Origin of the sequence: Alicyclobacillus pomorum DSM 14955 (genome assembly GCF_000472905.1) — a bacterium.
GTDB classification, from domain to species: domain Bacteria; phylum Bacillota; class Bacilli; order Alicyclobacillales; family Alicyclobacillaceae; genus Alicyclobacillus_A; species Alicyclobacillus_A pomorum.
The window spans coordinates 66,525-85,310 of the sequence record NZ_AXAR01000013.1; the positions used below are offsets into that span (position 1 = coordinate 66,525).

The 18,786-nt window shown below is 54.3% G+C and carries 18 protein-coding genes, 6 tRNA genes and 1 riboswitch; of the genes, 5 read left to right on the forward strand and 19 right to left on the reverse strand.

The genetic code is table 11. The annotated features are described in order from the left end of the window. The first annotated feature begins 36 nt into the window (after positions 1–36). A complete protein-coding gene (asnB, locus tag YWK_RS0113185) occupies positions 37–1,884 on the forward strand; it encodes an asparagine synthase (glutamine-hydrolyzing) (protein ID WP_026965178.1) in 1,848 nt (615 codons plus the stop codon). Positions 1,885–2,020: 136 nt separating this feature from the next. Here asnB and YWK_RS0113190 read toward each other — a convergent pair whose 3' ends face one another. From YWK_RS0113190 to YWK_RS0113230, 6 genes are all read right to left on the reverse strand, one after another. After that, positions 2,021–3,205: an MFS transporter gene (locus YWK_RS0113190; RefSeq protein WP_026965179.1), complete on the reverse strand. Its 1,185-nt coding sequence runs from the start codon at positions 3,203–3,205 to the stop codon at positions 2,021–2,023. A 283-nt stretch (positions 3,206–3,488) separates the two neighbouring features. Continuing rightward, on the reverse strand, positions 3,489–3,671 hold the full coding sequence (locus tag YWK_RS0113195; protein ID WP_026965180.1) for a hypothetical protein: 183 nt from the start codon (positions 3,669–3,671) through the stop codon (positions 3,489–3,491). 272 nt (positions 3,672–3,943) lie between these two features. Next, complete coding sequence (locus tag YWK_RS22150; RefSeq protein ID WP_169727183.1) at positions 3,944–4,099, reverse strand: hypothetical protein; 156 nt, start codon at positions 4,097–4,099, stop codon at positions 3,944–3,946. A 1,158-nt stretch (positions 4,100–5,257) separates the two neighbouring features. Then, positions 5,258–5,899, reverse strand: a complete 642-nt coding sequence (gene mtnB / locus YWK_RS0113220) for a methylthioribulose 1-phosphate dehydratase (RefSeq protein ID WP_026965182.1) — start codon at positions 5,897–5,899, stop codon at positions 5,258–5,260. Positions 5,900–5,903: 4 nt separating this feature from the next. Next, positions 5,904–6,569, reverse strand: coding sequence for an MtnX-like HAD-IB family phosphatase (locus tag YWK_RS0113225; protein WP_245578615.1), 666 nt, complete (start codon positions 6,567–6,569; stop codon positions 5,904–5,906). Further along, complete coding sequence (locus YWK_RS0113230; protein WP_026965184.1) at positions 6,566–7,795, reverse strand: 2,3-diketo-5-methylthiopentyl-1-phosphate enolase; 1,230 nt, start codon at positions 7,793–7,795, stop codon at positions 6,566–6,568. The genes YWK_RS0113225 and YWK_RS0113230 overlap by 4 nt, the downstream gene beginning before the upstream one ends. A gap of 130 nt (positions 7,796–7,925) precedes the next feature. Next, positions 7,926–8,044, reverse strand: a riboswitch (SAM riboswitch). A 279-nt stretch (positions 8,045–8,323) separates the two neighbouring features. Between YWK_RS0113230 and YWK_RS0113235 the strand changes: the two genes are divergently transcribed. After that, positions 8,324–8,863: a 1,2-dihydroxy-3-keto-5-methylthiopentene dioxygenase gene (locus YWK_RS0113235; protein WP_026965185.1), complete on the forward strand. Its 540-nt coding sequence runs from the start codon at positions 8,324–8,326 to the stop codon at positions 8,861–8,863. Between the two features lie 83 nt (positions 8,864–8,946). Here the strand turns inward: YWK_RS0113235 and panD are convergent, their stop codons facing one another. The 3 genes from panD to YWK_RS0113255 form a co-directional block, all read right to left on the reverse strand. After that, the gene (gene panD, locus YWK_RS0113240; RefSeq protein WP_026965186.1) at positions 8,947–9,318 is read right to left on the reverse strand and encodes an aspartate 1-decarboxylase; all 372 of its coding nucleotides are present in this window, start codon (positions 9,316–9,318) and stop codon (positions 8,947–8,949) included. A 102-nt stretch (positions 9,319–9,420) separates the two neighbouring features. After that, on the reverse strand, positions 9,421–10,323 hold the full coding sequence (locus YWK_RS0113245; protein ID WP_026965187.1) for a LysR family transcriptional regulator: 903 nt from the start codon (positions 10,321–10,323) through the stop codon (positions 9,421–9,423). 288 nt (positions 10,324–10,611) lie between these two features. Then, positions 10,612–10,908 carry a hypothetical protein gene (locus YWK_RS0113255; RefSeq protein WP_026965188.1) on the reverse strand — a complete coding sequence of 99 codons (297 nt, stop codon included), beginning with the start codon at positions 10,906–10,908 and terminating at the stop codon, positions 10,612–10,614. A gap of 200 nt (positions 10,909–11,108) precedes the next feature. Here YWK_RS0113255 and YWK_RS0113260 point away from each other — a divergent pair, with 200 nt between their 5' ends. Continuing rightward, on the forward strand, positions 11,109–11,804 hold the full coding sequence (locus YWK_RS0113260) for an ATP-binding cassette domain-containing protein (protein WP_026965189.1): 696 nt from the start codon (positions 11,109–11,111) through the stop codon (positions 11,802–11,804). Further along, positions 11,758–13,977: a YhgE/Pip domain-containing protein gene (locus tag YWK_RS0113265; RefSeq protein WP_245578616.1), complete on the forward strand. Its 2,220-nt coding sequence runs from the start codon at positions 11,758–11,760 to the stop codon at positions 13,975–13,977. The genes YWK_RS0113260 and YWK_RS0113265 overlap by 47 nt, the downstream gene beginning before the upstream one ends. An 84-nt stretch (positions 13,978–14,061) precedes the next feature. Here the strand turns inward: YWK_RS0113265 and YWK_RS0113270 are convergent. Together YWK_RS0113270 and YWK_RS0113275 are read right to left on the reverse strand one after the other, a co-directional pair. After that, positions 14,062–14,137 (reverse strand) — tRNA-Met (locus YWK_RS0113270). 11 nt (positions 14,138–14,148) lie between these two features. Continuing rightward, a tRNA-Lys gene (locus tag YWK_RS0113275) sits at positions 14,149–14,224 on the reverse strand. 373 nt (positions 14,225–14,597) lie between these two features. On the opposite strand from YWK_RS0113275, the gene YWK_RS0113280 reads away from it, so the two are divergent. Continuing rightward, positions 14,598–15,002 (forward strand): hypothetical protein, encoded by a 405-nt coding sequence (locus YWK_RS0113280; RefSeq protein WP_026965191.1) that lies wholly within the window; start codon positions 14,598–14,600, stop codon positions 15,000–15,002. Between the two features lie 113 nt (positions 15,003–15,115). On the opposite strand, the gene YWK_RS0113285 is transcribed toward YWK_RS0113280, so the two are convergent. From YWK_RS0113285 to YWK_RS0113320, 8 genes are all read right to left on the reverse strand, one after another. Beyond that, positions 15,116–15,838: an amino acid ABC transporter ATP-binding protein gene (locus YWK_RS0113285; RefSeq protein WP_026965192.1), complete on the reverse strand. Its 723-nt coding sequence runs from the start codon at positions 15,836–15,838 to the stop codon at positions 15,116–15,118. Beyond that, complete coding sequence (locus YWK_RS0113290) at positions 15,825–16,496, reverse strand: amino acid ABC transporter permease (RefSeq protein ID WP_026965193.1); 672 nt, start codon at positions 16,494–16,496, stop codon at positions 15,825–15,827. The genes YWK_RS0113285 and YWK_RS0113290 overlap by 14 nt, the downstream gene beginning before the upstream one ends. An 84-nt stretch (positions 16,497–16,580) precedes the next feature. Beyond that, positions 16,581–17,411 carry a transporter substrate-binding domain-containing protein gene (locus YWK_RS19905; RefSeq protein WP_051375581.1) on the reverse strand — a complete coding sequence of 277 codons (831 nt, stop codon included), beginning with the start codon at positions 17,409–17,411 and terminating at the stop codon, positions 16,581–16,583. Positions 17,412–17,736: 325 nt separating this feature from the next. Then, positions 17,737–17,813 (reverse strand) — tRNA-Asp (locus tag YWK_RS0113300). Between the two features lie 3 nt (positions 17,814–17,816). Further along, positions 17,817–17,892: transfer RNA gene (locus YWK_RS0113305), tRNA-Met, on the reverse strand. Positions 17,893–17,907: 15 nt separating this feature from the next. Further along, positions 17,908–17,983 (reverse strand) — tRNA-Val (locus YWK_RS0113310). A gap of 37 nt (positions 17,984–18,020) precedes the next feature. Continuing rightward, a tRNA-Ala gene (locus YWK_RS0113315) sits at positions 18,021–18,096 on the reverse strand. A 170-nt stretch (positions 18,097–18,266) separates the two neighbouring features. Continuing rightward, entirely contained in the window at positions 18,267–18,584 is a 318-nt protein-coding gene (locus YWK_RS0113320) for a hypothetical protein (RefSeq protein WP_026965194.1), read from the reverse strand. Positions 18,585–18,786 lie beyond the last annotated feature (202 nt).

The following is an 18,786-nucleotide window of genomic DNA, read 5'->3' on the forward strand; positions in this document are numbered from 1 at the left end:
TGCGCTCACAACCATGACGCTGGGGGCTGAGAGAGCATGTGTGGAATTTCAGGCTGGATTGACTGGGAACGAGATTTGACCCGTGAAATGACGGCCGTCCAGGCGATGGGAGACACGTTGGCCTGCAGAGGGCCGGACACAGAAGGTACGTACCTGACAACCCACGCAGCCTTCGCGCATCGCCGCCTCATCGTGGTAGATCCGTCTGGCGGCGTACAACCCATGACGCGCAAGCTCGGGGAATCTTCGTACACACTGGTGTACAACGGTGAGCTATACAATACGGAAGACGTCCGCAAAGAACTCCTCGCAGAGGGATATACGTTTCAGTCGTACTCCGATACGGAAGTCGTGCTGGTCTCCTATATGGCCTGGGGACCTGCGTGCATCGAGCGGTTCAACGGAATTTTCGCCATTGCCATTTGGGACGAATCCAAACAAAGGCTGTTCATGGCGAGAGACAGGCTGGGCGTGAAGCCGCTGTTTTATTTGCGGAAAGGGTCAAGTTTGTGGTTCGGATCGGAAATGAAGGCCATCCTGGCCCACCCTGAAGTGGAACCTGTTGTCGATGCGGAAGGCCTTGCCGAAGTGTTCGCCATTGGGCCCGCCCGGACGCCAGGGCACGGCATCTTCAAAGGAATGAAGGAACTCCGCGCCGGCCATACCCTGGTGGCCACAAGAGACGGCTGCACCGACCACGCGTACTGGAAGCTGGAAAGCGTACCACACACGGACGACCTCGATGCCACCGTCGAAAAGGTCCGCGACTTACTATTTGATACAGTCACCCGCCAATTGGTGTCTGATGTCCCAGTATGCACATTCTTGTCTGGCGGACTGGATTCGAGTGCAGTGTCGGCGATTGCTGCCCGTTACTACGAAGAACAAGGCTCGGCGCCATTGCACACCTACTCCATCGAGTTCGAGGACATGGAAAAGTACTTTAAGGCCAATGCGTTCCAGAAAAGCCTTGATGCACCGTGGGCGCGCAAGGTTTCGGACTACCTGGGAACCGTTCACCACTCCGTGGTGTTCAGCATGTCAGAAATGATAGAGACCTTGTTGGAGACGCTCTGCTTCCGCGATGCTCCGGGAATGGCCGACATTGATACATCGCTGTATTTGTTCTGCCAGGAAGTGAAAAAGAACCACACGGTCGCCCTCAGCGGTGAGGCGGCGGACGAAGTGTTCGGTGGGTATCCGTGGTTCCATCGAGCAGAGGCTCTGGAGGCGAATACCTTCCCCTGGTCTCTGCGTTTGGGCGAGCGGATACGGGTGATGTCCGAGGACCTGAAGGCCACCATTCGCCCCGAGGAGTACGTCGCCGACCGCTACCGGGAGGCGCTGGCAGAGGTTCCGCAGTTGCCGGGTGAGAATCCGCACGAAGCGCGCGTACGCGAAATTGGCTACCTGAGCATCACACGATTCCTTCCGACGTTGCTCGACCGCAAAGACAGAATGAGCATGGGAGCCAGCCTGGAGGCCCGCGTACCGTTCTGCGACCACAGGCTCGTCCAATACGTGTTCAACGTACCGTGGCACATCAAAGCCTGCGACAATGAAATCAAAGGCCTCCTGCGCCGGACCATGAAAGGGTATCTTCCACACGACGCCCTGTACAGAAAGAAGAGCCCATACCCGGGCACGCCAAACCCAGAATATCTTCAAGCCACGCGTGCGGGGGTGCTGCACATCCTGGACAATCCGAACACCCCCCTGCATCCGCTGGTGAACGCAGCGGCCATTCGCGACCTAGCGGAAGAGAGCCAGCATCCAATGGAACACCGACCGTGGTTTGGCCAAATCCTCGGCACGGCTCAATTGTTCCACTACCTCTTAGAAGTGAACGCCTGGCTGAGCGATTATCACGTTCGGCTTGTGTGAACACTTGTGTAAAGGAGACCGACGCACTGGCACCAGGTTCTGAACGCAAGCAGGCCGTCTCGGTGAGCCCCATCGACTCCGCCGAGACGGCCTGCTTTGTTCATGACAGATACGACCACACGGACTGCGCATACATTCAGCCGTGCAGCGCACCCGACGGTCCGTTTTGTTCCAATGCCACGACCAGCATCCTCCGGGATGCACGCAGGCCGAGCCAGCCAATCACGAGGAGAACAGCCCCGAGCCAATATGGCACCTGTCCCCCGAACACATCCCCGATGAATCCGCACAAAATCGGTGACAGGGCCGCTCCCGTCCAGCGCACGAAGTTGTATGCCCCGGAAGAGATGGAACGAGAGAACGGGGAGACCTCCATGGCTAGTGAAGTGAACATGGCGTTCGCGATACCGCAAAAGAACCCGGATATGACAATGACCCACACCAGTGCCTGACCACGGACCACGGCTGCACAGATGAGTACCACAACCAGGCAGAGCAAGTTCCACTCGAGCAGCCGAATCGGTCCCAATTTTGGACGCAGCCAGTTGACGACAAACACGGAAGATACCCCGACGAGAATACCCCAGCCAAAAAAGGCAAAGCCCACGTGGAAACTGCCTAGCTGTTGAAAGGCTGGCGTCAACGGCGAGTACGCCAGGATGGTGAAGAAAACAAAGCTGTACACCAATCCAATGAGCGCATTCGCACGCACAGCATGATGTTTTAGTGCACGGAACACGTCAACCGCTTTGCGTGACACCTCTTTGTGTCCAGGGTCTTTCACGAGAAACAGTGTGAAGATCAGTGCAATCAGCATTAGCGTAGACGTTCCGAAGAAGGGAAAGCGCCAATGAATGCTGCCCAGAAACCCACCCAGCAAAGGACCTGATGCAAGCCCAAGTCCAAGTGCAGCTTCATACAGCGTAATGCCCGCAGCCATGCCACCCGCGGATGCACCGACAATGATGGACAATGCGGTGGATGTGAAGAATGCATTTCCCAACCCCCATCCCCCGCGGAATACCGCCAGGAATCCGATATTCGGTGCGAGACCGCTGAGTGCAGCGAAAATCACCACCAACGTCAGACCCGTTACCAAGACGCGCCTTGCCCCAAACTTCGTCGCAAGCACCCCTGACAACAACATCGCCACCGCCATCACGGCAATGTAGCTGGTGAACAGCCACTCCACTTCAAACTTGGTAATTCCCCAAGCATGGAGCAGCGAGCCGAGGATGGGATCCACGATGCCGATGCCCATGAACGCAATCAGCGTAGCAAAAGCTGTTGCCCAGACTGCAGGAGGAAACAACTTGTGCATATACGGTCATCCTCTCCTTTCACTTATTTCGTCGCTCGAAATACACAATCACCATAATATCACACTTACAAAACAAATGAACATAAAATATTCCTCTGAAACCGCGTTCACTGCACAAATCCATCACTCAGGACCCGTGTCGGCCAGAACGAATGAATCCACCTCTGCGTATTGGCTTTGCGACATGATACCCAGCACGGGTGGCTCCAAATAAAAAACCCGCCGAAGGCGGGGTATTTATTCATTCATTTTATCCAGGCTGACAGGAAAGCGCCCTCCCCCATTACCTACGGATGTGAGTACGGCGGGTTCCCCTCATCCAGAAGCTTTGCTCAAGTTTGCGCCACACATGAGTGATACCGCGTTTATGAATGCGGTGCATGAGTTGATCTATGATTTGTAGGCAGAACAAAATGATTTGCAGGCTGATCAGAACAATTTGCAGCATCACCACTACTTGTTCCATCGCCACGCGCCTCCCTGCTTGTTCAGAGCGAGGGGCGCTTTCCTGCCGTGTACTACACACTATTCCATAAAGCCCTCAATGGTTCCCTGGTGCCTAAAAAAACAAAGGCCCCGCCGAAGCGGAGCTGAAATAGGAGGAGAAGAGAGGCTTCAAACGTACGCTCAAAGAAGCCTCAACTTCTATGACACAGTATTCGTTGACCAACAGTGACTTTTGGGGGTCGAGATGAACAGGTATATTTTTCTATTTTCATTGATGCGGTGTTGCCTAACTCAATAGGCTCCTATACCACCACATGCTCCATAACCGGCGCCACCTGCGTAACCAGCACCAGCATATCCTGGTACCAACAGGAAGAACAGCACGAAGATAATCAGAAATACGACAGCCCATCGGGTGAAACCACCAAACACGCCTCCATCGTACACGGACCAACACCCCTTTCGTATTGCATGCTGTTAGAATACGCATGCTCGCTTTCCTCTGGTTGAGCCATTTACCATGCGTCACACGCGGATATTCAAAATCAGGCTGATCCGATTCAAATCATGCCTGACTCTACCACCAAAGTGCACTTAGACCGATGGCGGTAAGTCCAACAACAGATGCGAGAGCCACGGCTGTTCTGCCGTACCCGCCAGCACCATACCCGTATCCATAGTAGGACACGGGGGCGGTATCGCCTGAGTCATTTCCGAAGCTGTGAACAACTTGCGAAGTCTCGTTTGCGTCTCCAACGACCGTTCTGTAGCCACGGGCGTGTAAAAACAAGTGGGTACGGTCACAGCCTAACAGGCGTCCTGGAATGTTGCCTTGTCTTGTATGGCAAATGACCCATTGCCCCATGCAACGGTTGATATGGCCATGATGAACCAAAGAATGACCTCCTTTCAGCGCCAAGCGTCGATTGACGAAAAAATCCCTCATGTTGAATGAGAGATTTCTTCGTGACCCTATTCATTAGCAAACCGGCGTTGTTGTACAAGTCGTCGCATATCCGCCGTGATGCGGAATCAGGAGGATAAACAGAACGAAGATAATCAGGAACACGACTGCCCATCGAGTGAAACCACCGAAACATCCACCATCATACATACTCAGTCACCCCCCATTGGCAAAACGTAATGTAGCGTATGGAAAAAACCACATCATGAGACGGCTCATGCCATGCCCGCCGCGTTGCCTTCTGACTTCTGTGATTGGCTTTCACCAACTTCCCACATAAAGAAGCACCCCGAAGGGTGCAAACATCGACTGTATCCCAAGGTGACCAGGCTCAGCAGGCGGCTGCCCCGTCGTACGGAACCAGCAGTACAAACAGGACAAAGATAATGAGGAACACAATTGCCCACCTTGTGTACCCGCCAAGTGCTCCGTAGTACATCGAAGTCACCCCCCTCGCCAATACCCTGCTCCCAGAGTATGTGCCTGAGTGTAGCGGCGAATGGATGAATGACAAGTGAACTTTGGAAGTTGGGCACCTGGGCCACGACGACGCCAAGAAGGTCGATGGGAAACAATAAATCCCTGAGGACCTTCCCTCAGGGCTATGTACGGTAAATTATGCATCAGACCAAAAGCTTGCCTTACAAAGACACCCCTGCCGAGCGATTGGAAGCGGCAAATTGAAGGCGTAGCAAATGGTACTGAAACATCCACTCCAACGCCTCCAGGTGTCGTTTGGCCTCTGCGACCGTTGGTCCCCATGCGTAGATGCCGTGGTTGCGTACCAACACACCAGGTACATCCGCCTCTGCGGCTTGCCCAACCGCCTCACCGAGCTGGCGCAAATCGTGGTAGTTCTCCACAATCGGTACCCGAATGCGAGCGTCCTCTTCCCAATGCCCCAACGCTTTGAGCAACTCGTATCCTGCGAGTTCTACCGAACCTTCTTGAAAATAAACGTCGGACGCGAGGTTGTTGTAGAGCGTATGGACGTGCAACACGGCGCCGCAGTTGAACTTCGCGTACAGTTTCGTGTGAACAATGGTTTCTGCAGAGGGTCGGTATGGGGTGTCCTCCGCCACTTGATTGTCCCCATGGACAAGAATCACGTCGTCTTCTGACAGGTTCTGTTTGTCTGCCCCGCTTCGCGTAATCGCAATCGTGAGTGGATCATCCGCCACCTTCACTGACAAGTTCCCGCTGGTCGCCGGCAGCCATCCGCGCTGTGCCAATTCGTCCGCCAGGTGGCGAACCGCTTGCCTCTGCTCCCATGCACGCAACATCACGTCACGCCTCCTCAACCGCCAGATACGAATGTCTGGCAATGTCATAAAATGTTTCGAACTTGGCGTGTGGAAGACCAAGTGCCTTGCACTCCGCGAGGAGTTTGTCTCGTGCAAACACAAAATCCGCCAACTTCGCCTGTTTGACGTCCGTAACACCGTCACCAATGACGACGAGCGTTTCCCCAGCCTGCAGCGTTTTGCGAATCACTGTCGGCTTGCAGAGGCCGCAGCCACCGTCACACGCCGTGTCGCAAGGAACGCCCCACTTGACCTTGAGGTACGCACCGGTCGCATCCAGTGAATTGCAGTAGACCTTGACGACGTCGCGGTACGGTGCGACAACTGGATACACAAAGAAGTCAAAGCCGCCGCTGACAACGGTCAAGCGCCATCTCTTTTCACGACACAGCGCGACGAAGGCGTCAAACCCAGGGCGCAGTTTCGTCTGTTCGCGAGCGTATTGTTCCATGTCCGGGAACACGTTTGAGGGAATGAGACCAAACATAGCCTCAACCCCGTCCTTCACCGTCCTTCGCTTCGCGTTCACCTCCGCCACAATGCGTTCGGCCTCTGGCGGGGCAAACCGTCTGAGGATTACGCCCACCATGTCCCGTTCCGCGATGGTGCCGTCAAAATCACAGTAAAACGCCACCTGGCTGTGTTTCACGATGCTGAATACCCCCATTTATCCAGTGCCAAACGCAGTGCCTCACTACCTTCCGCCGCCACCTTCAGACTGTGACCGGTCGCGACTGCGTGAACGGCGTCCACGAACGCCTTACCGCCTGCAGTCGCACCTTGTGGATGGCCATGAATCGCGCCCCCCGCGTTGACAATGATGTCGAGACCAAAGTCCCGGACCAACCTCGGCACTAACCCAGGGTGGATGCCAGCGGACGGCGCCGGCAGAACCGGTTTCAATCCATTCGGTTGGCGCAGGGACTCCACCAAAGCAGCCCCTTCTTTGGCTGCCAATGTGACAGACCCATACGGTGACGGGTATATGGCAATGTCCGCACCAGCCAGGCGAAGGAACTGGCCTAGCAAAATGTGCGATGAAATCCCATGCGTCGCAGATCCATACAACGCGCCGGCCACCGCCGGATGCGCTATGATGGGAATGTGAATGTCAGGGTCAGACGCGAGTTCCTGTAACACGTCGTAACCGTAGGCGACCACATTCAGCAGGAGCGCGCCGGCACCTAGGTCCGCAAGGCGCTTCGCTCTGTCGCGGAGTTCAAACGTGCGCCCCGTCAGGTTCACCGCGTACAATACGGGCTTCCCGGTCTGTTGCTCGACGCGGCTGGCGATGTCACGAAAGCGAGCCACCCGCTGTTCTGGCGTCGCATGTTGTTCACTGAAGAAGATTTCGTCGTCCTTGATGAGGTCCACGCCACCCTCCGCCTGTTCCGCAAAGTGCGCAGCCAGTTCATCCAAGCTTTGGCCAATGCACGACTTGAAAATGCTCATCACCAGCGGTCTACCCTGGACTCGCACGCGCTCACGCACGCCGGCCACGCCAAATTTTGGGCCTGGGAACGCAGCGATAAATTCCGCTGGCAACCGCAAATCAACAAGCCGAATCACGCCGTCCATCGAAAGTTTTCCGAAGACCGTGGTGAGTACAGCCGGGATGCTCGGCGTCAGGTTGACGGTTGGATAGCCAATCGTAATCTCCGCGCGAACGCGTCCTTCCGGCAACTCGTCAATGACTTCAATCCCTTCGACCACACCGCGGTATGGTTTCATCGATTCCTGTTTTGCCGCGGGCAAATCCGTCCAAGAGCCTACCGTGAGGCCCACAGCGATTCCCTCCGCGCGCTTTGACAGTTGTGCCGCTTGGTCCTCGAGGACGTACTTTGCGACGACGTATCCTGGTCTTGCCACAGCCATCGAAGTCTCCTCCTTCTCGCCTTACATCCTCAGTGATTTGCAGAACACGGATCCTGATTTGCACGCGCTGGTGCGATACAAGAAACGCCCCTTTCCTGTTGGAAAGAGGCGCACACGTCGTTGTGGTGGACCCTTATCTCTCAGGAAAGCCCTGCAGGAGTTAGCACCGTGCCTGTTCCCACCATGAGGCGCGACAGGCCGGTTGCCGGGTTTCATCGGGCCAGTCCCTCCACCAACTCTGGATAAGGTGATTCAGTTATGAACCTGCCGCAAGGACAGGTAGTATTGCGAATAAAATGAAAGCTAAGAAATACTATAAGAGCCCAGGAATCCTTTGTCAACATTGGCTGGGCCCAACATCCTTTTCTAAATGGATTGCGGGTTCATCCATGCGGAATCGTTAAAAAAAGATAGACATTTGTCGAAAGGTGACCTAAGATGTATGCCATAAAATTTCGAACAAAGCGACGCGTGGGCGTCTGGCTTCAACGAAACCAGCGATGAAACGAAGGACAGGAGGCATCGACAATGGCGACGATTCGCGTGCGCAATACCAACGAACAGATTTCAGGAGAACAGAACGTACGGGCGTTTCTGGCCAACAACAACGTGTTCTACGACCACTGGAACGTCGACAAGCTGCCGCAGGCACTACATGGAAAGTTTGTGTTAACAGACGAGGAGAAGCAGGAGATCTTGGACGCGTTTCAGGAGGACATCGAAGCCCTGGCCAAAGCCCGCGGGTACGTGAAGTGGGACGTCATCTCTCTCTCCGACGCGACGCCAAATCTCGAAGAGATGTTGAAAAAGTTTGAACAGGTTCACACCCATACGGAAGACGAAGTCCGTGCCATTGCAGCGGGCAGCGGCGTGTTTGTGATTAAAAGTGAACAGGTCGGATACTTCGACGTCGAACTGGAAGCTGGCGACGTCATTTCCGTCCCCGAAAATAACCCGCATTTTTTCACACTCACCGACGAACGCAAAGTGGTCGCCATCCGCTTGTTCATCGACCCGTCCGGTTGGGTAGCCCACCCGTACGAAGACCCGTCGTTCCAAAAAGCGTAATTTGTACGGCGGTTGGGGTCCAATGTATTCTGCAATCGAACAGCAGAGGCAGCCGATTGGTCAGCTGCCTCCGTGTCGATGACTTAGTTACGCTCGATATCGAGCAATTCCGTGGGTTTGTTGTGCTCGTCCACCATCACCACCGTCGGCTTATGCGTCTTCACTTCCGCTTCGTCGTACATGCCGTATGAAATGATGATGACCAAATCGCCAGGTTCAGCAAGCCGGGCAGCCGCACCATTCAACTCAATGCAGCCTGAGCCCGGTTCCCCGATAATCACATAGGTTTCGAACCGCTGCCCGTTGTTGATGTTGACTACCTGCACGAGTTCGTTTTCCACTAGGTCTGCTTGTTCTGCAAGTGCCCCATCAATCGTGATACTGCCTTTATAGTTCAGGTTCGTCAACGTAACGGTAGCCCGGTGAATCTTCGATTTCATCAGTGTACGAAACACGTGTATCTTCGCCCTTTCCTCTGCGGACTTTCACGGTAGATACTACGTCGACGGGCTCAGACAATCAAGCGGTATCATTTGCATTCGAACAGATTCGAGTTGTCAGTTCCTCTTCCTATGGGAACGAGCGCGCTGAATCACGAACTGAGCAAAGCGCTCCGCTGGGCCAGAACGGCCAGCTTCACTGTGCCACGCAATCCCAACGGAGCGCTGAACGCCTCTGCCGCAGATGGGAACAGCTGCGATGCCCTGCGCATCTCTCGGCCCTACCATCGGCAGTATGCTGACGCCCAGCCCTGCCTGGACGAACGCCCGAATCGTGTCCGTCTCTTCGGCTTCAAAGGCGATGTTCGGTTCAAATCCGGCTGCGGTGCAAGCGTCCCAGACCAGGGTGCGCAACGTGTAACCTGGTTTAAAGAGAATGAATGGATCGTCCTTTAGTTCATACAGTTGAATATCTTCCTTTTCTGCACACCGATGCCCACTGGGCAGAATGGCGCGCAGCTCTTCCTGGTACAGGTACTCACCGGTCAAATGGGGTACAGTCTGCACATCTTCCCACGGTGTAATGATGGCCAGCTCCAAATCGCCATCGTGCAGCGCGGACATCAAGTCGTGCACACGCGCCTGGACAAGGTCAAACTGTACGTGAGGCGCTTCCTCGCGAAATGCAGCAATGAGCGAGGGCACATAATGCACGCCTACGCTGTGCGGAAACCCAAGCCTCACAGTACCGGCCTCTGGATTCAAAAAGTGCTCTGCATCTTGTTTGGCGAATTCCACTTCGCGGAGGATGCGCAACGCTCTTGGCAAAAATCGCTTTCCAAACGCCGAAAGACGGATACCTGTCCCCTCGCGGTAAAACAGAGGCGCACCCAGTTCCTCTTCCAGCAGCCGAATCTGGCGGCTGATGGCCGACTGCGCGACATGCAAGCGCTCCGCCGCCTGCGTGACGTGCTCCAGTTCCGCGACGGCTTGGAAGTACTGCAATTGCCGAAATTCCATCGACGCCCCTCCGTTGTTCTCTTCCCTAGAACGACAGTTTCGATTTCATATATTTTATAGAACATTATCTGCACGATAGGCAAATGTATGTGTGAATTGTTCGCGCCCTCACCACGCTCATCACGAAAAAGGCGATCCGAGGCCGTTTGTGACCTCGAATCGCCTTTGCGAATTTGGTGAACTCATCGGCTCCGTCTTCAGCAATTTGCAACATAACGATGAACATAGGAATTCCAGGAATGAACAGCGAACCCCCTCACTGCCGTTCCTCTCTGTATACCAGTACATTCAGGAAATTTGGTTGAACACCGATAGATGCTCCGTATGTACTTCCTCCGGCAAGCAAATATTCGTGATACCATTTGCAGTCGACATGCAAAATGTTTGACCGTCAGCGGAGGTATACGTGGCAAAAATAGGGAGTCCGCAAGCGATTGCCACATCGTTGTGCAGCTCGTTTACCGTATCGCCGTCTCCCCAGTCGCCGCGAATGTATCTTGCAAACGCAGAAATTAGGTCTGACACCGAGATATCGCTCTCCAGTACCGCCTGGCTGACCTTCACTTTTCCGATTTTGAACAGCATGCAAAACCCCCTCGGTGTAACCTCACTGACAAATTCGCTATTTTCGCACACTTTCCTTCTAGTAAATGATGTGACTGCAACCAATATGCGTGGTTTGGGCACCGTACAAAGTGGGACCAGGTAAGGCATTGTATAACTTAGATGCGCGTGCTATGATGATTGCAGCGAAAATGACATCGTGTCATTTTGGGGGAATTTGTATGTTTCTGGTGTTTGAAGATGTTCCTTGGTTGGGAAGCGAACGGAGCTCGCCGAAGACCATGAACATACGTCTCAGAGAGGGCTCCACTGTAGCCATCGTCGGCCCTTCCCACAGCGGAAAATCGACGTTGTTGTTGATGGCTGCTAGATATATTCGCCCCGCCCACGGGCGGGTCTACATCCGTCATGACGAGTCGAAGGACGCGGCACCCGTGCGCCCTGACGCGTCAATGATAGGCCTTGGACCCATTCAAGGATTCAGCCCGCTGTTTGATACCCTGACAGTGCGTGAGCACATTTACAGTCAATTGAAACTGCTGCGTCAAAAAGCCGCCCGCCAAAGGACCCAGGAACTGTTGCAAACCTACAATCTGACGGCAGAGGCGAAGTCGCGCATCAAGGACCTGGATCAATACGCGCTCTTTCGCACCTCGCTCGCAGTCGCCACAGCAGGCCGACCCAAATTCGTGTTACTGGATGAACCATTGAAAGGCCTATCCGAAGAACAGTGCGTCGAAGCGCAACAGTACTTTCGCAGCCTGAACGAGAACGATGTCGGCGTCCTGTTCACGTCCGTCGTCAGTTCAACCTTGACTGACGTCGACATGGTCATACGACTTTCAGAAGGGGAGGTGGAAATTCGTGCAGATGCTGACCGTAATGCAGGTCGAGTGGACGCGTTTGTGGCGAAATAAGCTGAGGCGCATCGGACTGTTTTCCATGCTGTTGCTACCTCTGCTGTACAGCTGCCTATACCTGTGGGCGTTTTGGGATCCGTACGGCTCCTTAGACAAACTTCCGGTCGCGTTGGTCAACGAAGATACTGGAGGCACCCAGGACGGGAAGACGGTGAACTTCGGCAAAGACCTGCAAAAGACATTGGTCACGGACAAAGCGCTGGACTGGCATGTCGTCAATCATCAGGCTGCTCTGGATGGCCTCCGCAACAACCAGTACTACATGGTACTCGACATTCCGAAGTCGTTCACCTCCGATGTGTTGAGTGTCGGAACCAATCACCCGCGAAAGGCGAACCTCGTGTTCACGCCAAATCAGGGAAAGAACTACCTCGCCGGTCAGATTTCCAGCCGTGTGCAGAGCGAAATTGCGGCCACGCTAGCGCAAAACCTGAGTCAAAAGTATATTCAGCGCCTCCTCGATGTGGTTGGTCGGTCGAGGTCAGGCATGAGTCAGATTGCGCAAACGGCCAGCAAGCTGGCCTCAGGCAGCCAGCAAGTCGCTTCTGGCGCGAAGACCTTGTCCAGTTCCGTAGGGGCGGCCAAGAGCGGGTCTACCCAACTGGACAGCGCGTTACACCAATTGGCACCAGGTAGCTCACAAATTGCCAAGGGACTCGGTCAAGTGCAACAAGGTACCGCTCAAGTGCAGTCCGGCCTACAGAAATCCACCCAGGCCTTGACACAAATCCGCCAGCAAATCTCTCCGCTGGCGAGTCCCACAGGTCAATTGGTGAATGGCGCGTCGCAACTGGCAGACGGGGCGCAGCGCCTTTCTAGTGCGAGCGCTGAGCTGACGTCCGCAATCAGTCAAGCCACGGCCGGGGCCAATCAGATCCGTGACGGTGCTAACGCGGAGCGGGACTCGGTGACACAGTTACAGGCGGGCATTTCTCAGTCGCTTCAATTGCTTCAAGCCTACCAGAGAGACGCTGGACAATCGGCCGATCCGCGCGTCGTCCAGGCCATCGGCATCCTGCAACAGACAAACGAAGGCTTGAACCAGTTGGCAGCTGCCCTTGCGCAGACACAACAAGGTGCCAACCAGCTGGCATCTGCCCTTTCACAGGTCCAAACCGGTGCACAGCGTTTGAACGACGGATTGCGCACCCTCAGTCAGAGTGCTGGGCAACTCAAAGCCGGAACCTCTCAATTTCAGCAGGGCATCGCGCCCCTCAACCAGGCACTCGGGCAAGTGCAGTCGGGCCTCGGCAGCCTGTCCAGCGGTGTGGCGAACGTGCAGCACGCTCAGTCACAATTACAAGCCGGTGCGGCTCAGGTAAGCGCCGGTTTGGCGCAGTCTGCAGCAGGTAGCCACAAGCTGGCAACCGGAATGGATGCGCTGCAATCTGGCGCCAATCACTTAGCGACCGGTGCGTCCCAATTGGCGGATGGGCAAACCACCTTTGCGCACAAGGTGTCCGACGCCATGCAATCTGCCAACCTGTCCAACCCAAACCTGACCGCGGAGTTAATGTCGCATCCAGTCAACGCGGAGACACATCCCATGTTTCCGGTCAACAAGTACGGCCAAGGCCTGGCACCGTATTTCATGCCCCTCAGCCTGTGGGTCGGCGCCTTGATGCTGTACTTCCTCGTCCCAATGCGCGAAGGACGCTGGCGAGTAACACCCGTCTCACGGGCTACCGTCGCCCTTGGCAAGTTTAGTGTGTTGTGGTGCATTGGCGTAGGGCAGGCGCTCATCGCCTCAACCGTGCTCTTGTATGGACTGAAACTCACGGTGACCAGCGTGCCCTTGTTCTACCTGTTCAACATTTTGTTGTCGATTGTAGATATTACGGTGATTGGCATGTTCATCACCTTGCTTGGTACCGGTCCAGGGCGCTTTATCGCCATTGTTCTCTTGCTGTTGCAGCTGACGTCCAGCGGTGGGACGTTCCCTCTGAACCTGGTACCCTCGTTCTTCCAGGCCGTGCATCCGCTGTTGCCGATGTCGTACGGCGTGTCTGGCTTACGCAACATCATCGCCATTCACGACATGACAGCACTGGCTCACGATACGCTGACGACGGCTGTTTACGGGCTGATGGCACTGCTCATTGTCATCGCTGCACCACAAGGTAAGCTGACGCCGAAGAAACTTCGGGTGGAAGACACGCTCGTACCGTAAATCATGTGACCTGAACGCAGCATCACGCCGCGACTGAATAACAAACAACCCCTTCTCGAACATCGAGAAGGGGTTTCTTCGTCGTGGTTGCGGGGGCAGGACTCGAACCTGCGACCTTCGGGTTATGAGCCCGACGAGCTGCCAACTGCTCCACCCCGCGTCGTATGTACCTGGTGGGTCATGAAGGACTCGAACCTTCAACCTGCCGATTAAGAGTCGGATGCTCTACCAATTGAGCTAATGACCCGTTGAACGGAACAACGGGATATAACTTAACATAATTCGACTCCATTCGTCAAGTCCCGACAAAAGGTTTGTTATCACAGCGATTTGCAGACGAACGACGTGGAACTACAATACAGCATGTCCGTAAAACCGCGATACTATACCCGATTTCGCCGGGGAAAGGGTAATACCATGAATCACATCGGGTTGGCAGGCGTTTGGTGAAACCTATGTAGCCTAGGGTGCATCGCCCAATCAACGCGCGCGATGTTTAGTCGCCCACACGCAAGAAATCATCGCTATTTTCAGACTACAATACGTATAATCAAATCATTGCCGAACTTGTGATTTGAAAGCCTCGAATGATACTGAGTGGTGACGGGAGGGTCAGCGTTGTGAAAACAAGGAACAGATACGTCCTGTACTTCCTTTGGTCCATCGGCGCATATGCACTGCTCGCAGTGGCCAATCGAATGAGCTATCGCATACAGCAATACACAGCAGAAACTTACAATACTCTATCTGCGATGAGACTGGAATGGTTGATTTTATTCGTTCTAGGTATGTATGTAGGCATTCTGTTTGTCCGCAACTGGAAAGTGCATCCGAATTGGCCATTGTTGATTTTCGTATTTCTGCCGACATTGTTGTTAAACCCTGCATTGAATTACTCTTTGTTCACCACCACTCTCTTTCATACGTTGTTTTTCTTCCCAGCGACAGGTATGGCCACCGTATTAACTATCGTCAGTGGATGCGCGCTACTGGTGGGCGTGTTTGGCGGAAAAGGCAGCGCATAAGCGGAGGCGCTTACCTTATCCTCGAGGTCAAAGGACAACGGTCGCCTCTACAGCCATAAAATAATAAATCCCCCAGCCGATGCTGGGGGGTTTTTAACGACATGCTTCGGACATCAAAGAATTTTGCTCAAGAATGCTTTGGTGCGCGGTTCCTTTGCGTTGGAGAAGATCTGCTCAGGCGTTCCTTCTTCTACAATCACGCCGTCATCCATGAAAATCACCCGGTCGCCGACTTCGCGAGCAAACCCCATTTCGTGGGTCACCACGACCATAGTCATGCCCTCTCGCGCGAGGTCTTTCATGACCTGCAACACTTCGCCTACCATTTCCGGATCCAGCGCTGAAGTCGGCTCGTCAAAAAGCATGACGTCCGGCTTCATGGCCAGCGCTCGTGCAATGGCCACGCGTTGTTGCTGTCCACCTGACAACTCATCCGGGTAGCTCGATTCCTTGTCTTTTAGCCCAACCTTCGCCAGCAGTTGACGTGCCAGTGCTTCGCTCTCTTCGCGCGATTTCCCGAGCACCTTGCGCGGCCCAATGGTAATATTGTCGAGCACCGTAAGGTGGTGAAACAGGTTGAACCGCTGGAACACCATGCCGACTCTTTGCCGCAGTTTGGTGATGTCCGTTTTCGGGTTCGTCAGTTCCATGCCTGCGACGACAATGGTGCCGCTGGTTGCTTTCTCCAATCCGTTCAAACAGCGGAGGAACGTGCTCTTGCCACTGCCCGACGGGCCAATGACAACAACCACTTCGCGCTCCTTAATTTCGTTGCTGATTCCTTTCAACACTTCATTGGATCCGAACGACTTACGGAGGTCCTTAACGCTTATCAATTTGCAACCTCCTCTCCAAATACCCGGCCATGCGTGTAATGATGAAGATGATGATGAAGTACAAGATGGCAACGGTACCGTAAATTGCAAAACCCTCAAAGTTCTCGGAAACGATAATTTGTCCCTGATACATCAATTCCAAGATACCGATTGGCGCCAATAGAGATGTATCCTTAATGGTTTGCGCAAACTGGTTGACGAGCGGCGGAATCATTCGTTTAAAAGCCTGCGGGAGAATGATGTAACGCATCGTTTGGAAAGGCGTCATACCAATACTTTCTGCCGCTTCGCGCTGGCCCCTGTCCACGCCGAGGATACCTGCACGGACAATCTCCGTGATGTAAGCCCCTTCGTTGAGCGCTAACCCTGCTGCTGCCCCGATGAACGGATACGACTTAGGACCAAAGATTTGATTCAAAACGGGAAATGCCCCCGGCAGACCAAAGACGATAAAAAACAACTGTACCAAGAGCGGCGTACCGCGAAAGAGTTCCACATATACGGTACTGATGGCCTTCCACGGCCAAAACTTCGATAGTTTCATCAAAGCAGCGATGAGACCGATGATGGTGGCCAACACAATGGCCAACAGCGAATATCCAATGGTGTGCCATAACCCCTGCAGGAGTTGTGGCAGCGAACTTGTGATGGTGTCCACTTGTTTTCCCCCTCTGGCAGAACAAAGGCGTAGCCAACGCCGCTACGCCGTTTGTCCGTGTTCAAGACTCCCCGCGAAAGCAGATTAGCTGTTGAGCGCCACGTCCGCCGGAGTCTTCACGCCGTCGACAACACCCGTTTTGTCGCCGCCGAGCCAGGTATCAAACAGCTTTTGGTAGTCGCCATTCTCCTGGATTTTCTTCAGGCCGTCGTTGATCTTGGCCGCCAGGCCTGGATCACTCTTGCTGATGGCAATGCCGTAGTATTCGCCAGTCAACAAGCCACCTACGATTTTGACGTCGCTGTGTGTCTTCTTATAGTTGATGTTCACAGGGTTGTCGAACACGACTGCGTCAGCGCCACCGCTTTCGAGCGATGCGTACGCCTGGTCGATGTTGTCGTACTCCTTGATGTCCGTGACGCCCGCCTTCTTGAGCAAGTCTACCGACGAGGTTCCCTTCTTCGTCGCCACAGTCTTGCCTTTCAAGTCATTGATACCACTAACATTGGAGTTCGACTTGACCAGAATGGACAATCCAGACTTGTAGTACGCGTTCGAAAAGTCTACGGCTTTCATACGGCTCTGTTTGATGGTGATGCCAGCCACGGCCACGTCCACCTGACCTGCCTGAAGCGCCGGAATCAGCCCCTGAAAAGGCATCGTCTTGATTTCATTGATCTTCAGGTGTTCGACAGCAGCGATGTCCTTAATCATGTCGATGTCGAAACCAACGACGTTTCCGCCCTGCATGCTTTCAAACGGCGGGAAGGTGGTGTCTGCCGCCACGGTGATGCTTTGCTGGTTCCCGGATCCGCCTGTTGTTGCATTGTTGCTTGTGGAGTTGGACCCCGTTCCGCATCCCACGAGCGTAGCGCCCATCAACAGGATGGATGTGAAAATAGCAGTCTTTTTCAAAATGCTTGACCCCCTGTTCTCTTCTTAAATGATTGAAAAGATACAATCTATTTGCTCTACCACACAAAATGTATACTAGACCGTCCGGAAGTTCAATATATAAGAGATTGCCAGGTCAGGCGTTCTGAGGAGAATTTTTGTGAGGAAGTCGATTGTCTTCGGGTGGATACCCTTCGATGCAACACCTTAGCGGTGAAGACGGCCCCGTGCTCCTCGCGCCTCGCGCTTTTAGCGCTCGTGCGCGCGGTGCGCCCCCGCGTAACACGGTTTCTCTGTACCCGCCAAGCCCCGCCAACGCAAAAAGGACGCTTTCGCGTCCTTTGCTTGGCGGAGCTGACGGGATTCGAACCCGCGATCTCCTGCGTGACAGGCAGGCATGTTAGGCCTCTACACCACAGCTCCATTTGGTTGCGGGGGCAGGACTCGAACCTGCGACCTTCGGGTTATGAGCCCGACGAGCTGCCAACTGCTCCACCCCGCGCTATTGTTATGAAAATGGTGGGCGGTAACGGGCTCGAACCGCTGACCCCCTGCTTGTAAGGCAGGTGCTCTCCCAACTGAGCTAACCGCCCGATTCCGCATATTTGCGGACACCTATGAAAAGGTGAGTGGTGGAGGTAGACGGATTCGAACCGACGACCCCCTGCTTGCAAGGCAGGTGCTCTCCCAACTGAGCTATACCCCCGCGTCCCTTTTCGGTGAGACAACAAAGTGTACATTATCACGAACTTGCACCTTCCGTCAAGTCGGGTCCATCAGGAAATATCGACCATGTAAAACAGCGCGCCCCGCAGGTGCATTGGTTGCTGCAGGTCACGGGGCGTTGCTGTAACATACATCATCGACGATGCCGTTTCAGTGGCGGTGTTCCCGAATCCAGTCGTGCAGCTGGACTCCGTCCAGTTTCCCCTCCACATAGCGGCCATACGGTGCCACGTACGCGCAGTTCAATCCTTCTCCGTTGGCCTCATCGAGGATTTGTCGAGGACTAGGATGCCCTGAAAATGGAATGCCTTCACCGTCAATCGTCACCGCCCAATAGTTGTTCGGTACAGGGCCTTCCCCAGTCAGCGTCCACTCTCCTGCATATTGAACCACCGCTGGAAAGTCTTCGTCGCTGACCGTGAAGCCGAGCTCCGACACTTTCGTGTGATGCTCCGTCCGATTTACCATCGTGTCCCTCCTCCGCAAATGTAATCGTAGTATGATCCTCGGGCCAATCGAGAATACTCGGCGCCGCAGCATGTGGAACATCGAGAGGTGTGGCCTCCGGCGACCCGCATCCCCGACATCACTGCACGAGACACCTGCCCTCCTCCCTACCGCCTTCGCACACTTTATGAATTCGCACGAAATGTAGGATATGATACATGGA

Bases quoted from the DNA above. Each gene is read 5' to 3' on its own strand.
- YWK_RS0113190 (WP_026965179.1), bottom strand. From the start codon at position 3,205: ATGCACAAGTTGTTTCCTCCTGCAGTCTGGGCAACAGCTTTTGCTACG.
- asnB (WP_026965178.1), top strand. From the start codon at position 37: ATGTGTGGAATTTCAGGCTGGATTGACTGGGAACGAGATTTGACCCGT.
- YWK_RS0113235 (WP_026965185.1), top strand. From the start codon at position 8,324: ATGGCGACGATTCGCGTGCGCAATACCAACGAACAGATTTCAGGAGAA.
- YWK_RS0113195 (WP_026965180.1), bottom strand. From the start codon at position 3,671: ATGGAACAAGTAGTGGTGATGCTGCAAATTGTTCTGATCAGCCTGCAA.
- YWK_RS0113245 (WP_026965187.1), bottom strand. From the start codon at position 10,323: ATGGAATTTCGGCAATTGCAGTACTTCCAAGCCGTCGCGGAACTGGAG.
- YWK_RS0113260 (WP_026965189.1), top strand. From the start codon at position 11,109: ATGTTTCTGGTGTTTGAAGATGTTCCTTGGTTGGGAAGCGAACGGAGC.
- mtnB (WP_026965182.1), bottom strand. From the start codon at position 5,899: ATGTTGCGTGCATGGGAGCAGAGGCAAGCGGTTCGCCACCTGGCGGAC.
- YWK_RS0113230 (WP_026965184.1), bottom strand. From the start codon at position 7,795: ATGGCTGTGGCAAGACCAGGATACGTCGTCGCAAAGTACGTCCTCGAG.
- YWK_RS0113255 (WP_026965188.1), bottom strand. From the start codon at position 10,908: ATGCTGTTCAAAATCGGAAAAGTGAAGGTCAGCCAGGCGGTACTGGAG.
- YWK_RS0113265 (WP_245578616.1), top strand. From the start codon at position 11,758: ATGCTGACCGTAATGCAGGTCGAGTGGACGCGTTTGTGGCGAAATAAG.
- YWK_RS0113320 (WP_026965194.1), bottom strand. From the start codon at position 18,584: ATGGTAAATCGGACGGAGCATCACACGAAAGTGTCGGAGCTCGGCTTC.